The sequence below is a fragment of the Rathayibacter sp. AY1C4 genome (genome assembly GCF_002932195.1).
GTDB lineage: Bacteria > Actinomycetota > Actinomycetes > Actinomycetales > Microbacteriaceae > Rathayibacter.
In genome coordinates this window covers 72,190-87,168 of record NZ_PSWE01000014.1, presented here as the reverse complement: position 1 = coordinate 87,168, position 14,979 = coordinate 72,190, and the positions used below count along the sequence as shown (strand labels likewise).

The window sequence follows — 14,979 nt, the reverse complement described above, 5'->3', positions numbered from 1 at the left end:
CCACCCCCTCGCTCTCCCCCCGAGCCGAACGATCGATCCGCGTGTGAGCGGATCGATCTAGGCGGTCGCTCCCCGCTCTGCGAATCGCAGCCACCCTCTCCGGCCGACCGCGCCGAGCCCGGCGGGGACGGGCTCGGAGATCAGGAAGGTCGAGCCGAACGATCGATCCGCGTGTGAGCGGATCGATCTAGGCGGTCGTCCCCCGCTCTGCGAATCGCAGCCGCCCTGGAAAGCCGACTGCGCCGAGCCCGGCAGGGACGGGCTCGGGGACGAGCACCGCGACTGCGCCGAGCCCGGCAGGGACGGGCTCGGTATGAAACACCCCCGAGCCGAACGATCGATCCGCGTGCCAGCGGATCGATCTAGGCGATCGCTCCCCGCTCTGCGAAACGTGACCACCCTCTCCGGCCGACCGCGCCGAGCCCGGCGGGGACGGGCTCGAAGGAAGATCAGCCGAGGCTCGCGACCCACTCCGAGCTGCCGTCGACGAAGGACTGCTCCTTCCAGATCGGCACCGACGCCTTGATGTCGTCGACGAGTGCCGCGCAGGCTTCGAAGGCCGCCGCGCGGTGGGCCGAGGCCACGGCGCAGGCGAGGGCGAGGTCGCCGACCACGAGGTCGCCGATCCGGTGCACGGCGGCGATGCGGACGTCGGGCCAGCGCTCGGCGATGCGGCGGGCGGAGGCGAGGAGTGCGGCGGGGGCGTCCGGGTGCGCCTCGTAGGACAGCCGGAGCACGCCGCGGCCCTCGTCGTGGTCGCGGACGACGCCCGCGAAGGTCACGACGGCGCCGTGCGTCGGGGAGTCGACCGCCTGCTCGCACTCGTCGACCGTGATGGCCTCGGCCGCGAGCCGGGCGAGGGCGACCGGCTCAGCGGGCATGGTCGCCGCCTCCGAGCTGGTCGAGCAGGTGCCCGATCACCGGGTCGAGCACGTCGATCCCGTCGCGGACGCCGCCGGGGGAACCGGGGAGGTTCACCACGACGGTGCGGCCGCTGACGCCGGCGAGCCCGCGGCTGAGCACGGCGGTCGGGACGTGGGCGGCGCCCTTGGCGCGCACCGCCTCGGCGAGGCCGGGCAGGGGCCGCTCCAGGAGGGGGGCGGTCTGCTCCGGGGTGACGTCGCTCGGGGCGACGCCCGTCCCGCCGGTGGTCACGACCACGTCGACTCCGCTGCCGATCGCGTCGGCGATCGCCTCGCCCACCGCGTCGCCGTCGGCCACGACGACCACCCGGGACTCCCAGCCGCGGGTGGTGAACCAGGCCTCCAGCGCCGGTCCCGTCCGGTCCTCGTACACGCCGGAGGCGGCACGGGTGGAGGCGACGACCGCCACCGCCCGCCGCGTCACGGGGTTCCTCCGCTCGTCCACGAGCCGCTCCTCCCGCCCGCCTTCGCGAGCACACGGATGCCGGTGATCGCGGCACCGCGATCGACCGCCTTGATCATGTCGTAGACCGTGAGGGCGGCCACGCTGACCGCGGTCAGCGCCTCCATCTCGACGCCGGTGCGCCCGGTCGTGCGCACGCGCGCCTCGATCCGGACGCGGCCGTCCTGCGGCTCGAGGTCCACGTCGACGCCGTCCAGCGCCAGCGGGTGGCAGAGCGGGATGAGGGTCGAGGTCGCCTTCGCGCCGAGGATCCCGGCGATCCGCGCGACGCCGAGCGCTTCGCCCTTGGGCAGCTCGCCCTGCTCGAGGAGCCGCACCACCTCGGGTGAGGTCGCGACGTAGCCCTCGGCGACGGCGGTGCGCGCCGTGACCTCCTTCGCGCTCACATCGACCATGTGCACGGCTCCGTCGCCGCGCACATGGGTGAGCCGATCGCTCTCAGTCATCGATACTCCAGATCTCGACCGTGTCGCCGGTCGCTGCGTGGTCCGTCCCGACGGGGACGTGGATGAGCACGGTGGAGCGGGCGTAGGACGCCAGCAGGTGCGAGCCGGGCCCGCCCACCGGGTGCACGAGGCCCTCGTCGTCGAGGACTCCGCGGCGGATCTGGTGCAGGTGCGCGGGCGAGTCGAGCGCCGTGCCGAGGCGCGCACGGAGCCGCGGCCGCTCGGCGGGCGTCCGTCCCGCGAGCGAGCGCAGCACGGGCCGGAGGAACACCTCGAACGAGACCAGGGCGCTCACCGGGTTCCCGGGAAGCGAGACCACCGGCAGGTGCAGCCCCTCGGCCACGCGCACGAGACCGAGGCCCTGCGGGCCGCCCGGCTGCATCTCGACGTGGCCGAACTCCGAGCCCGCCGGGCCGAGCGCGTCGCGGACGACCTCGTAGGCGCCCGCGCTGACACCGCCGACCGTGATCACCAGGTCGGCCGCGCCCGCGTGCTCCTCGAGCAGCGCCAGGAGGTCCTCGGCCCGATCGCTCGTGCAGGCGGCGACGACGGGCAGCGCGCCCGCCTCGCGGACGGCCTCGGCCAGCAGGGCGCCGTTCGCGTCGTGGATCTGCGCCTCCTCGAGGACGGCGCCTGCGGGACGGATCTCGTTGCCGGTGGGGACGACGAGCACCCGGAGTCGCGGCAGCACCTCCGCCTCGGTCAGCCCGAGGGAGGCGAGGAGTCCGTAGTGGGCCGCGCGGAGGACCGTGCCGGCCGGGAGGGCGAGCTCGCCGCGGCGGGCGTCGCTGCCCCGGGCTCGGACGAAGGTCGCCGGCACCACCGGGTGCGCGAAGGCGACGCTGCCCTCCGCGGGGAAGCGCGGAGGATCGACGCGCTCGACCGGGACGACGGCGTCGGCCCCCTCCGGCAGCGGCGAGCCGGTCATGATCGGTGTCGCCGTGCCGGGCTCGTGCCGCGGCGCCCGGTCGCCCGCGGGGATCGGCGCCGAGACGGGCAGGGCGACGGGATGCTCCGGCGCCGCCGCGTCGAGGTCGGCCGCCCGCACCGCGAAGCCGTCCATCTGCGAGTTGTCGAAGCGCGGCAGGTCGAGCGGGGAGTCGACGGAGCGGGCGAGGACCCGCCGGTCGTACGCGCCCGGATCGGCGGCGACGGCGGCCGGCTCCAGGCTCAGCGTCTCGCGGGCGCCCCGCGTGGCCAGCGGCGCGAGCAGCGCCCGCACCCGGGCGGCGTGCAGGTCGATCGAGGTCATCGTGTCCTCTCGCGAGCGGCGGAGCCCGACCGGCGGCGGGACCGAGTCCATCTTGCCGGGTCGCGCCCGGTTCCGCGGCGTAGTGTGAGCGGATGAGCACAGCACTGGGGATCCCGGGCTTCCGGCCCCGACAGCGCAGCGCGGTCCTCCCGGCCGACCGCCCCGCCACCCCGCTCCTCCTGGACACCTACGGGCGCGTCGCGGATGATCTGCGGATCTCGCTGACGGACAAGTGCAATCTGCGCTGCACCTACTGCATGCCGGCGGAGGGCCTGCCGTTCCAGCCGCCCGCGTCCCTGCTCAGCCGTGAGGAGATCCTCCGCCTCGCGCGCATCGCCGTGGAGCAGTTCGGCGTCCGCCAGATCCGCTTCACCGGCGGCGAGCCGCTCCTGCGCAAGGACCTCGTCGACATCATCCGCGACGTCGCCTCCCTCGACCCGCGCCCCGAGATCTCGCTCACCACGAACGCGATCGGCCTGTCGGGTCGGGCGGCGGCGCTCGCCGACGCCGGCCTGAACCGCGTCAACGTCTCGCTCGACTCGATCTGCGCCGAGACCTTCGCGAAGGTCACCCGTCGCCCGTTCCTCGACCGCGTGCTCGCGGGCATCGACGCGCTCGGTCCCGCCGGCCTGGACCAGACCAAGATCAACGCGGTGCTCCTGCCCGGGATCAACGACCACGAGGCCCCGGAGCTGCTCGCCTGGGCCCTCGCGGGAGGCCACCAGCTCCGCTTCATCGAGCAGATGGCGCTCGACGCCGACCACGGCTGGGACCGCGCGACCATGATCACCGCCGCGGACATCCGGGCGCTGCTCTCGGAGCGCTTCTCGCTCAGCCCGCACGCGGCCCCCCGCGACGGCGCCCCCGCCGAGCTCTTCGACGTCCGCGAGGCCGGGGGGTCCGAGGTGCTCGGCCAGGTGGGGATCATCGCGTCCGTCACCGAGAACTTCTGCGACGACTGCCGCCGCACCCGGCTCACCGCCGAGGGAGGTGTCCGCAGCTGCCTCTTCTCGAACGAGGAGACGGACCTGCTCGGCCCGATGCGCGCGGGCGCGGACGACCACGAGGTCGCCCAGCTCTGGCGCGGGGCGATGTGGGCCAAGCCCGCGGGACACGAGATGAACCGGGCGGGCTTCGTGCAGCCCGAGCGCACGATGAGCGCGATCGGCGGATGAGCATGCGGGTCCGCTACTTCGCGGCGGCCAAGGCCGCCCTCGGCCGTGGTTCCGACGAGCTCGACGAGGTGCCCGACCTGGGCGCTCTCGAGGAGAGACTCGTCGCCTCCGCGCCCTCGGCCGCCGACGTGCTCGCACGGTGCACCTACCTGGTCGACGGCGTGTCGACCGCGAACAGGGCCACGCCGCTGCGTCCCGATGCCGCGGTCGACGTCCTGCCGCCGTTCGCCGGCGGCTGACCCCGAAGAGCGCTCCGTGACGAGCCGTCCTCGTCCGGACCGGTGCGTCCGATCCGCGCGGTCCGCAGCAGGTGCGTCCGCGCTTCTGGAGGACGCTGCATCCCGAGGACGGACTGGTCCTGTCCCGCCGCACAGGGACCCGCGGGACGCCTCCCTCGGACCCGCGTGCGGCGGGGCAGGACCGGATCAGCGGCCGATCCCGTGCGTCACGGGCACAGGACGTTGGTCATCGTGTCGAGCACGTTGCGGTTCTGCACGTCGAGGAATCCGAACGCCGAGGAGACTCCGGTGGCGACCAGCACGCCGCTGACGAAGGCCCGGCCGTCCCGGGTCACGTAGGCGTCCGGCGCGAAGATGGTGGCGTCGGAGGGCACACCGGAGGCGACGCGGATCTGCGGCTGCGTCCTGTCCGCGAACGCGCCGTACCGGACGAGAGCGCCGTTCTGGATCACGTCCACGACGTCACGGTTCTGTCGATCGCGGTAGGCGTCGGCACTGGTCACCCCGGTGGCGACCAGGATGCTGCTGTTGAAGAGGCGCCCGTCCGGCGTCAGGTGGTACGAGGGCGCCAAGGCCGTCGATCCTGCCGGAACGTTCCTGGCGTAGACCTGGTTCTTCGTGGAGGAGATGTAGCGGACGAGCTCCGAGCCGACGATCACGTCGATGACGTCGTTGTTGCTCTGGTCGCGGAAGGAGTCCGCGCTCGTCACTCCGGTGGTCACGAGGGCTCCGCCGGCGCGCCGCAGCTCGCCGTTCGGTGTGACGTAGAAGGCGGGCGCATGGACCGTCGATCCGGCCGGCACGCCGCTCCCGATGGCCTTCGGCGCGGCCTCTCCGGTGACGAAGCGGTAGAAGACGCCGTCGACGACGAAGTCGGCGACGTCGCGGTTCTGCTCGTCGCGGAAGCCCTGGACGCTGGTGACGCCGCGCGCGATCCGCCCCCCGCCGTGATAGAGCTCGCCCGACTCCGTCAGGTAGTACCGGGGTCCGACGGTCTTGGCTCCCGAGGGCACGTTGCCGTTCGACTCCGTCGTCGTCCGTCCGCCGTCGGTGACGTACCGGACGGCGGTCCCCGTGGTCGCGGTGGTGCTCGCGGTCGCCGTCGCGCCCGCGGCGCCGGAGACGGCGGAGAGGGTGATGCCGTTCTGCGCCACGTTCCCGGCCGTGACCGGGATGCTCACGCGTCCGTCCGCGCCGGTCGTCGCCCTGACGGTCTGCGCGCCGCCGCTGGTCAGGCCGGCGGGGAGAGTGATGGTGACCGTGTCGCCGGCAGCGGGAGCGCCGTTGGTCGTGGCGAGGACGGAGACCGTTCTCGTGGTGCAGGCGGGGAAGGAGTACGCCGGGGCGTCGAAGGCGAGGGTGAGGCCGGTGGACGCGGCGGCCGCGGGGGTCGCGACCGCCGCGGCGACGACGGGGACGGACCAGGCCGCACCCGACATGATCGTCCGCCGGGCGGGCCCCCCGCCGGTCGAGTCGATCCGCGGTGGGAGGGAGCGCGAGTGCGCTGCCGTCGGGTCCAGGGCGTTGGTGTCCGTCATGGTGTTCCTTTTCTTTCTTTCGTGCGAGGGGTGGTGGACGCGCCGATCCTGCCGAACGTCCGGCCTCCGGTCGACGCGGAACGGGCCGCGACGAGGTTCCATGCCCGACCGTGGACGTTCCGTCGCGCCGCCGGACCGGGGGAGCCGCTCAGGGCGCCTCCTCGCCGGGAGCCCGTCCGGCGCGCGGGATGCGGCGGCGCACGTCAGCCCGCGTCGTCGATCCGGCGGAGGGTCCGCTGCATGTGGATCCGCGAGCTGAAGCCGGCCGACCGCGCCACGCGGTCCAGGTCCGTCGCCGCCCGCGGGCCGAGCTCGTCGAGGAGGCGCTGCGCCTCGAAGGCCCGCGCGCGCTCGATCCGCTGACGAGGGGTGGTGCCGGCGGCCGAGAACGCCCGGTGCAGGTGGCTGACCGACACGCCGAGACTCTCCGCGAGCGTCTCCACCGTGAAGGAGCGGTCGCGGTAGTGCCGCTCGATCTGGCGCGTGCCGTTCGCGTACACGGCGGCGGGGGACCGGTCCTCCCGGTCGGAGGAGGGCAGCAGCGCCGAGAAGGCCGAGGCCAGGAGGTGCTCGCTCGCGATCTCGAAGTGCTCGAAGGCCGCGTCCGAGGGCTCGACGCCGAAAGTGAGGACGGTGTTCGCCGCACCGGTGAGTGCGCGCCAGTAGGCCTCGGGGAGGGCGAGGACCCGGTCCGTGAGCGAGGCGAACTCGCTCGCGCGGAGCACCGAGGGGCGCAGCTGCCACTCGAAGCGCGCCCACGGACTGAGCGCCGCCGCGTACTGCACCGTCGAGGCGCGGGTCACGAGAGCGCTGCCGGCCGGGAGCCGGTGGTCGCGGCCCCGGGCGGAGAGGCGGCCGGTCCCGTCGAGGCTGAAGAGCACGCGGAGCCTTCCGGGATGGGGGAGGACCTCGAACTCCCCGGTCTGCAGCCAGGCGCGGCTGAGGCTGAGGCGCGGCGAGACGATCGCGTCGCAGACGGCACCTCGCGGCAGGGGGCGCCGTGGAATCCAGCCGAGCCGACGCAGCCGCCTCTCGGCGGGACTCCAGACCTCGGGCATCACGCCTCCGCGCCGGGGTCGAGCGGGTCGGGAGGATCGAGCAGCGCCGCCTGCCGCGCGGAGTGCGGTGAAGGCGTCGGCATGGGTGCTCTCCTCGGAACGGTGGCCGCGAGCACGCCACCGCCGATCAGCTTCGGACACTGCTCCGCCCTGATCCGCGGAGAAGGACGGATCCTCTCCGCTGCGAGCACCGAACATCCCGGGTCGCCGATCGGCAGGGCGCTGGGTGCGCCTCACCCCTCCCGTTCCGCGGCGCACGCGGCCGCGGCGCGGGTCACCGCTCCCGCCACGACGCCATCCCGCCGTCGAGCGAGTCGGACGCCACGCCCGCCGCCGCCGCGCGCTCCGCCGCGAGACGCGATCGGACCCCGGAGGCGCAGTGCAGCACGAGCGGACCGGCCGGCAGAGCGACGGGGTCGAAGCGCGACATCGGCATCCGCACGGCACCGGGCACCGCGACGGTCCGGTCCTCGTCGTCCTCGCGGAGGTCGACGACGGTCGGGGGCGTCGGCCCGGCCAGCCGCTCCCGCAGCTCGGCCGCCGTGATCGAGCCCGCCGCGGCCCGCCGCTCCGGGACCGGCGGCACCCGCCGCTCGAGAGGGAGCTCGGCCCAGGAGGAGTCGAGGGCGTCGTGCACGAGGACGCGACCGAACAGCGGCTCGCCCGCCCCGGTCACGAGCTTCACGACCTCGGCCGCCATGGCCGAGCCGATCAGCGCGCAGAGCGCGCCCAGCACGCCCACCGTCGAGCAGCTGTCGCCCGCGTCCTCGGCCTCGGGGTGCAGCGCGCGCAGGGTCACCCCTCCGCCCGGAGCGCCGGCCCAGAAGGTCGAGAGCTGCCCGTCGAAGCCGAGTGCCGATCCCCACACGTGCGGGATCCCGGCGCGCGTCGTCGCGTCCGAGGCGAGGTAGCGCGCGCCGAAGGTGTCGAAGCCGTCGACCACGACGTCCCAGCCCGCCACCAGGGCGTCGACGTTGGCCGAGGTCAGCGACACCGGGAAGGCCCGGGCGTCGATGCCGGGGGAGAGCCGCCGCGCGGTCGCCGCCGCCGACTCCGCCTTCGACCGGCCCACCGAGGAGTCGTCGTGCGCCGTCTGCCGCGCCAGGTTCGAGAGCTCGACGACGTCGCCGTCCACGATGCCGAGCCGCCCGATCCCGGCCGCGGCGAGCGCCGTGATCACCGGCGAGCCGATGCCGCCCGCGCCGAGGATCAGCACGCGCGCGTTCCGGAGGCGCCGCTGTCCGAGCTCCCCGAGGGGCGCCAGGCGGATCTGCCGGGCGAACCGCTCGCGCTCGGCGGCGGTCAGCGGCGGTCCGGGCTCGACGAGCGGGGTCATGGGAGCTCCTTCCTCCACTGGCCCTCGTGGGCGACGGGGGTGAAGCCGACGGCCTCGTTCACGGCGAGCATCGGTCGGTTCTCCTCGGCGTTCCAGGTGTAGACGGCCCGGCAGTCCGGGGCGGTCCCCACCGCATCGCCGATCGCGGTCAGGGCGAGGAAGTCGCTCCAGCCGTGGGCGCCCACGGCCTCGGGGATCGCGAGCTCGCGGATCCGGAGCGCCGGGTCGGGGGTGCGGTTCACCACCCCAGTGTGCACGTCCCGGCGCCCGCGGCGGCCTCCTGCGCCTGTTCCGGTGCGGGATCGCGGCGGTCCGTCGGCCGGTCGGGGCTCCGCCTCCCGGCCCGGCCGCGGCCGTCGGCTACCGTGGAGGCGTTGTGGACAGGAGCGAGGCGGCCGGGTGTACCTGAAGAGCCTGACCCTCAAGGGGTTCAAGTCCTTCGCTCAGCCGACCACGTTCGCCTTCGAGCCGGGGGTCACCTGCGTCGTCGGCCCCAACGGCTCGGGCAAGAGCAACGTCGTCGACGCGCTCGCCTGGGTGATGGGGGAGCAGGGGGCGAAGACGCTCCGCGGCGGCAAGATGGAGGACGTCATCTTCGCGGGCACCTCCACCCGCGGACCCCTCGGCCGCGCCGAGGTCGCGCTCACCATCGACAACTCGGACGGCGCCCTGCCGATCGAGTACACCGAGGTGACAATCACCCGGACCCTCTTCCGCAACGGCGGCAGCGAGTACGCGATCAACGGACGCGGCTGCCGGCTGCTCGACGTGCAGGAGCTGCTGAGCGACTCCGGTCTCGGGCGCGAGATGCACGTCATCGTGGGGCAGGGACAGCTCGACGCCGTGCTGCACGCGACCCCCGAGGAGCGGCGCGGGTTCATCGAGGAGGCCGCCGGGATCCTGAAGCACCGCCGCCGCAAGGAGAAGACGCTCCGCAAGCTCGAGGCGATGCAGGCGAACCTGACCCGCCTCTCCGACCTCGCGGGCGAGATCCGGCGCCAGCTCAAGCCCCTCGGGCGCCAGGCCGAGGTCGCACGGCAGGCGCAGACGATCGCCGCCGTGGTGCGCGACGCCCGGGCGCGCCTGCTCGCCGACGACGTGGTCGCGCTCCGGACCGCCCTGGACGGCTTCGCCCGCACCGAGAGCGAGCGGCACAGCGAGCGGGTGGTCCTGCAGCAGCGGCTCGAGCAGGCGACGCTCCGGCGAGCGCGGATCGAGGCGGAGGCGGTCGGCGACGCGGTCGACGACGCCCGGCGCACCTCGTTCGAGCTGGAGTCGGTGCAGGAGCGGCTGCGCAACCTCTCGGCCCTCGCCGGGCAGCGGCTCGCGATGCTCGAGCTCGAGTCCGAGCAGCCGCAGATCCAGCCGCGCGTGACGCCGGCGCAGGTGGAGGAGGCGCGGGTCGAGCTGGAGCGCCTGCGGCAGGCCGTCCTCGACGCGGAGACGGCGTGGGTCCAGGCGCAGCGCACGACCGTCGCCGCCCGCTCCGCCCTCGACGCGGTCGACGAGGAGATCGCCGCGCAGGCGGCCCTCGTCTCGCGCTACGACCTCGAGCTCTCCACCCTCTCGGGGCAGGCCGACACCGCCGCCTCCCGTCTCGCGTCCGTCCGGGGCGAGGTCCTGCGCGCGCAGAACACCCTCGACGCGGCCGACCGGCGGAAGGAGGCGGCGCGGCGGGCGCTCGACGCTCTGGAGGCCGAGCTGGACGACGCGGGCCGCGGCCCCGACGGCGGCCTCGACGAGGGCTACGAGCTCGCCCAGTCCGCGGTCTCGGCCGCCGAGGGCGGGATCGAGCGGCTGCGCGAGGAGCTGCACGCCCTGGAGCGCGAGCGCGAGGCGCTGGCCGCCCGCACGGGTGCCCTGTCGCTGGCCCTCGACGTCTCGGACGGCTCGGCCGAGCTGATCGCCGCCCGGATCGAGGGGGTGCGCGGCCGGGTCGCCGAGCGGATCCAGGTGCGGCCGGGCTGCGAGGCCGCGATCGCCGCCGCCCTCGGCGCGGTCGCCGACGCCGTGCTGGTCGAGTCGACCGCCCGGGCCGACGCGGCACTGGACGCCGCGCTGGAGCGCGACCTCGGACGCGTCGAGCTGCTGGTCGCCGACGCAGCCCGGCCGCACGTCGCTCTCACCGTTCCCGAGGGGGGGGAACGCGCGGGCGACCTCGTCACGGCGCCGGCCGGGGTCCTCTCGCTCCTCGAGCGCGTGCTCGTGGTCGAGGACCTCGCCGCGGCGCGGCGCCTGAGAGAGGGCATCGATCCGGGCACCGTCCTGGTCACCCGCGACGGCGCGACCGTCTCCGACGCCGTGCAGAGCGCCGGCTCCGGCGGGCAGCGCAGCCGGATCGAGCTCGTCTCCGAGCGCGACTCCGCCGCCGCCCGGCTGGAGGAGGTCGAGGGCGGGATCGACCGGCTCCGCTTCGAGCTCGCCGAGCAGACCGGAGCGCTCCGCGGCGCGAAGGAGCAGGCCGCGAGCGCGCTGTCGGCCCTCCGCGAGCACGACGCCGCCCGTGCCGCCCACACCGAGCGGCTCGGCGGCGTGCGCGCCCAGCTCGAGGCGGCCACCGCCGAGCACGGCCGGGGCTCGATGGCGCTGGCCGTCGCCTCGGACCGGGTCGGCGACGCCGAGCGCGCGGCCCAGGAGGCGAGGTCGGCGCTCGACGCCGTGCGCGCCCGGCCTCGGCCGGTGCTCGACGCGAGCGCCCGCGACGGTCTGCAGCGCGACGTCGACACCGCACGCGAGCGCGAGATCGAGGCGCGGCTCGGCGTCGAGACCGCCAAGGAGCGGGTGCGGGCGGAGCAGTCCCGCGGGGAGGCGCTGGCCCGCCAGCTGGCCGCCGACCGCGCCGCCGCCGACGAGGCCGCGCGCCGCGCCGTGATCCGCCGTCGCCAGCGCGACGCGGCGGCCGAGGTGACCGCCGCGCTCCCCGCCGTCCTCGCCTCCGTCGACCGCTCCGTCCAGCACGCCCGGGCCGAGCTCGTCGCGGCCGAGGCGGCGCGCTCGCAGCAGAACGCCGAGCTGCAGGGGCTCCGCCGCGAGGAGGGGAGCGTGCGCGACCGGCTCCAGTCCGTCACCGAGAGCGTGCACGGCCTCGAGCTGCAGATCTACGAGAAGAGGCTGCAGCTCACCGGTCTGCTCGAGCGCGCCGCGTCCGAGCTCGGGCTCACCGAGGACGTGCTGGTGGAGGAGTACGGTCCCGGAGTCGGCGTCCCCGACGAGACGGACGTGGAGCAGGAGCCGCGGCCCTACGTCCGCGAGGAGCAGCGCCGCCGCCTCGAGAAGGCCGAGAAGCAGCTCGGGCAGCTGGGCCGCGTCAATCCGCTCGCGCTGGAGGAGTTCGCCGCGCTGGAGCAGCGGCACGCGTTCCTGACCGAGCAGCTGGCCGACCTCACCGGGACCCGGCGGGACCTGCTCACCATCATCGAGGAGCTCGACGAGACGATGCAGACGGTGTTCGCCTCCGCCTTCGACGACACGCAGGCGGCGTTCGCGGACGTGTTCCCCGTCCTCTTCCCCGGCGGCACCGGCAGCATCCGCCTGACCGACCCGGAGAACCTGCTCACCACCGGCATCGAGGTCGCGGTGCGGCCGGCCGGCAAGAAGATCGAGCGGCTGTCGCTCCTCTCCGGAGGGGAGCGCTCGCTCGCGGCCGTGGCGTTCATGGTCGCCATCTTCAAGTCGCGGCCGAGCCCCTTCTACATCATGGACGAGGTGGAGGCCGCTCTCGACGACGCGAATCTCGGCCGACTGCTCAGCATCTTCGAGGACCTGCGCACCTCGAGCCAGCTGATCGTCATCACCCACCAGAAGCGGACCATGGAGATCGCGGACGCCCTCTACGGCGTCTCGATGCGGCAGGACGGCGTCTCGGCCGTCGTCGGCCAGCGCGTCGCCGCGCCCCCGGCCTGAACCCGCCTCCCCGACCGCTCGGAGGCGCGCCCGCCGGTAGCCTGGACCCATGGCAGAACGCACCTCCTGGTCGCTCGGCCGCGCACTGCGCGGCCTGTTCGAGAAGCGCACGATCGACGACCAGACCTGGGACGACCTCGAGACGGCGCTGATCACCGCCGACTTCGGCCCCGACATCACCGAGGAGATCGTCGACGACCTCCGCGCCAAGGTCGCCCGCTACTCCACCACCGACCCGCGCGACCTGCAGCGGATGCTCCGCGAGTCCCTCGAGGAGCGTCTGTCGAAGTACGACACCACCCTCAAGCTCAGCGAGCGCCCCGCCGTGATCCTCGTGGTCGGCGTGAACGGCGTCGGCAAGACCACGACCATCGGCAAGTTCGCCAAGTTCCTCCGCAACTACGGCCGGAGCGTCGTGGTCGGCGCGGCCGACACCTTCCGCGCGGCGGCGGTCGACCAGCTCGCCACCTGGGCGCAGCGCGCCGGCGCCCAGATCGTCCGGCCGCAGCAGGAGCGCCAGGATCCGGCGTCCGTCGCCTTCCAGACCGTGCAGTTCGCGAAGGACACCGGCGTCGAGATGGTCATCATCGACACGGCCGGCCGCCTGCACACCAAGGGCGGGCTGATGGACGAGCTCACGAAGATCAAGCGCGTCATCGAGAAGCAGGCCCCGATCTCCGAGATCCTGCTCGTGCTCGACGCGACGACCGGTCAGAACGGGCTGAACCAGGCCGAGGCGTTCATCGAGCACGCGGGCGTCACCGGCCTGGTCATCACCAAACTCGACGGCTCCGCGAAGGGCGGCTTCGTCCTCGCGGTCCAGGAGCGCACCGGCATACCGATCAAGCTCGTCGGCCAGGGCGAGGGCATCGGCGACCTCACCGGCTTCACCCCCCACGTCTTCGCCCAGCAGCTCGTCAGCTGAGCGGCCCCGCCCGGGACGACGCGCCGGCGCCGTCCCGGTGGCGGGCTACACGGCCTGCGAGAAGCCCAGTGCCGCGTCGGCGAGGTGGCGCAGGTGCTCCGGGACCGGCAGACCCTTCGACTCCATCGAGCGCGCCCAGAGCCGGCCGGCCCGGTAGGAGGAGCGGACCAGGGGCCCCGCGAGGACGCCGAGGAAGCCGATGTCCTCGGCCTCCTCCTTGATCGCCACGAACTCCTCCGGGTGCACCCAGCGGTCCACCGGCAGATGCCGCGGCGTCGGGCGGAGGTACTGCGTGATGGTCACGATGTCGGTGCCGGCGTCGTAGAGGTCCTGCAGCGCCTGCGAGATCTCCTCCCGCTCCTCGCCCATGCCGAGAATGAGGTTCGACTTCGTGATCAGCCCCGCCTCCCGGCCCTGGGTGAGCACGTCGAGCGAGCGCTCGTAGCGGAAGGCCGGCCGGATGCGCTTGAAGATCCGCGGCACCGTCTCGACGTTGTGGGCGAACACCTCCGGCTCCGCGTCGAACACCCGCTGCAGGTGCTCGGCGCGGCCGGTGAAGTCCGGGACCAGGATCTCGACCCCCGTGCCCGGAGCCTGGGCGTGGATCTGGCGGATGGTCTCAGCGTAGAGCCAGGAGCCCTCGTCGGGCAGGTCGTCGCGGGCGACTCCGGTGACGGTCGCGTAGCGGAGCTTCATCCGCGCCACGGACTCGCCGACGCGCCGGGGCTCGTCCGCGTCGTAGTCCGCGGGCTTCCCGGTGTCGATCTGGCAGAAGTCGCAGCGGCGGGTGCACTGGGCGCCCCCGATGAGGAAGGTCGCCTCTCGGTCCTCCCAGCACTCGAAGATGTTGGGGCAGCCCGCCTCCTGGCAGACGGTGTGCAGCTCCTCGCTCTTCACCAGCGACTGCAGCTGCCGGTACTCCGGGCCCATCGAGGCCTTCGTTCGGATCCACTCGGGCTTGCGCTCGATCGGCGTCTCGGCGTTGCGGATCTCCAGCCGCAGCAGCTTGCGGCCGCCGGCCTCGGCGCTCACGCGGCGACCTCCCCGATGCGGGCGGAGAAGGCGGGGGCCGCCTCCGAGAAGCGCGCCGCCACCCGCGCCCGCACCGCCTCCATGGGCGGAGCTTCGCCGCGCTCGCGCTCGAGCGTGGTCACTCCGGCGTCGGCGATGCCGCAGGCGACGATGCGGGCGTAGGGCTCGAGGCTGTTCGAGACGTTGAGGGCGAATCCGTGCATCGTCACGCCCGAGGCGACGCGGATGCCGATCGCGGCGATCTTGTCGGCGCCGCCGTCTCTCGGGATCCACACTCCCGAGCGCCCGTCGACGCGCCGCCCCTGCACGCCCAGGTCGTCGAGAGCGGCGATCAGCACGCCCTCCAGCGAGCGGACGTAGGCGACGACGTCGACGGGCTCGCCGAGCCGCACGATCGGGTATCCGACGAGCTGGCCCGGGCCGTGCCAGGTGATCCGCCCTCCGCGGTCGACGTCAACCACGGGCGAGCCGTCGTCCGGGCGCTCGTGCGCCTCGGTGCGCTTGCCTGCGGTGTAGACGGAGGAGTGCTCGCAGAGCACGAGGGTGTCCGGCCTCGAGCCCGCCACCACCTCGGCGTGCAGGCGGCGCTGCAGCTCCCAGCCGTTGGAGTAGTCCAGGGGGTCCGCGGAGTCGCCCGCCACCAGTGTCTCGATCACCGGGCCACCCTAACCCTGTTCTTGGACCCGGAC

The 14,979-nt window shown here is 74.2% G+C and carries 14 protein-coding genes; 4 read left to right on the top strand and 10 right to left on the bottom strand.

Features of this window, described 5'->3' with window-relative positions; all coding sequences use genetic code 11:
* Positions 1-449: 449 nt before the first annotated feature.
* From C5C99_RS09165 to glp, 4 genes are read right to left on the bottom strand one after another with little or no spacing between them, the layout of a single operon-like run.
* Positions 450-881, bottom strand: a complete 432-nt coding sequence (locus tag C5C99_RS09165) for a molybdenum cofactor biosynthesis protein MoaE (protein ID WP_104232481.1) — start codon at positions 879-881, stop codon at positions 450-452.
* The gene (locus C5C99_RS09160; RefSeq protein WP_244229433.1) at positions 871-1,368 is read right to left on the bottom strand and encodes a molybdenum cofactor biosynthesis protein B; all 498 of its coding nucleotides are present in this window, start codon (positions 1,366-1,368) and stop codon (positions 871-873) included. The genes C5C99_RS09165 and C5C99_RS09160 overlap by 11 nt, the downstream gene beginning before the upstream one ends.
* Positions 1,344-1,832, bottom strand: a complete 489-nt coding sequence (moaC, locus tag C5C99_RS09155; protein WP_104339980.1) for a cyclic pyranopterin monophosphate synthase MoaC — start codon at positions 1,830-1,832, stop codon at positions 1,344-1,346. Before moaC ends, C5C99_RS09160 begins: the two co-directional genes overlap by 25 nt.
* On the bottom strand, positions 1,825-3,084 hold the full coding sequence (gene glp / locus C5C99_RS09150; protein WP_104339983.1) for a gephyrin-like molybdotransferase Glp: 1,260 nt from the start codon (positions 3,082-3,084) through the stop codon (positions 1,825-1,827). Before glp ends, moaC begins: the two co-directional genes overlap by 8 nt.
* 92 nt (positions 3,085-3,176) lie before the next feature.
* On the opposite strand from glp, the gene moaA reads away from it, so the two are divergent.
* Positions 3,177-4,259, top strand: a complete 1,083-nt coding sequence (gene moaA, locus C5C99_RS09145) for a GTP 3',8-cyclase MoaA (RefSeq protein WP_104226889.1) — start codon at positions 3,177-3,179, stop codon at positions 4,257-4,259.
* Positions 4,256-4,498, top strand: a complete 243-nt coding sequence (locus C5C99_RS09140) for a MoaD/ThiS family protein (protein WP_104247637.1) — start codon at positions 4,256-4,258, stop codon at positions 4,496-4,498. Before moaA ends, C5C99_RS09140 begins: the two co-directional genes overlap by 4 nt.
* A gap of 206 nt (positions 4,499-4,704) precedes the next feature.
* Here C5C99_RS09140 and C5C99_RS09135 read toward each other — a convergent pair whose 3' ends face one another.
* The 4 genes from C5C99_RS09135 to C5C99_RS17630 all read right to left on the bottom strand — a co-directional run bounded on the left by C5C99_RS09135 (position 4,705) and on the right by C5C99_RS17630 (position 8,672).
* Positions 4,705-6,036, bottom strand: coding sequence for a hypothetical protein (locus C5C99_RS09135; RefSeq protein WP_104226888.1), 1,332 nt, complete (start codon positions 6,034-6,036; stop codon positions 4,705-4,707).
* A 203-nt stretch (positions 6,037-6,239) separates the two neighbouring features.
* On the bottom strand, positions 6,240-7,094 hold the full coding sequence (locus C5C99_RS09130) for an AraC family transcriptional regulator (RefSeq protein ID WP_104339979.1): 855 nt from the start codon (positions 7,092-7,094) through the stop codon (positions 6,240-6,242).
* A 274-nt stretch (positions 7,095-7,368) separates the two neighbouring features.
* A complete protein-coding gene (locus C5C99_RS09125; RefSeq protein WP_104226886.1) occupies positions 7,369-8,430 on the bottom strand; it encodes a ThiF family adenylyltransferase in 1,062 nt (353 codons plus the stop codon).
* Positions 8,427-8,672: a hypothetical protein gene (locus C5C99_RS17630; RefSeq protein WP_146085496.1), complete on the bottom strand. Its 246-nt coding sequence runs from the start codon at positions 8,670-8,672 to the stop codon at positions 8,427-8,429. The genes C5C99_RS09125 and C5C99_RS17630 overlap by 4 nt, the downstream gene beginning before the upstream one ends.
* Positions 8,673-8,829: 157 nt before the next feature.
* On the opposite strand from C5C99_RS17630, the gene smc reads away from it, so the two are divergent.
* Positions 8,830-12,333, top strand: a complete 3,504-nt coding sequence (gene smc, locus C5C99_RS09115; protein WP_104339977.1) for a chromosome segregation protein SMC — start codon at positions 8,830-8,832, stop codon at positions 12,331-12,333.
* A 49-nt stretch (positions 12,334-12,382) separates the two neighbouring features.
* Positions 12,383-13,258, top strand: a complete 876-nt coding sequence (gene ftsY / locus C5C99_RS09110; RefSeq protein WP_104339976.1) for a signal recognition particle-docking protein FtsY — start codon at positions 12,383-12,385, stop codon at positions 13,256-13,258.
* 45 nt (positions 13,259-13,303) lie between these two features.
* Here the strand turns inward: ftsY and lipA are convergent, their stop codons facing one another.
* Both lipA and lipB read right to left on the bottom strand, forming a co-directional pair.
* Positions 13,304-14,290 carry a lipoyl synthase gene (gene lipA / locus C5C99_RS09105; protein ID WP_104256304.1) on the bottom strand — a complete coding sequence of 329 codons (987 nt, stop codon included), beginning with the start codon at positions 14,288-14,290 and terminating at the stop codon, positions 13,304-13,306.
* Entirely contained in the window at positions 14,287-14,946 is a 660-nt protein-coding gene (gene lipB / locus C5C99_RS09100) for a lipoyl(octanoyl) transferase LipB (RefSeq protein WP_104339975.1), read from the bottom strand. Before lipB ends, lipA begins: the two co-directional genes overlap by 4 nt.
* Positions 14,947-14,979: the final 33 nt, after the last annotated feature.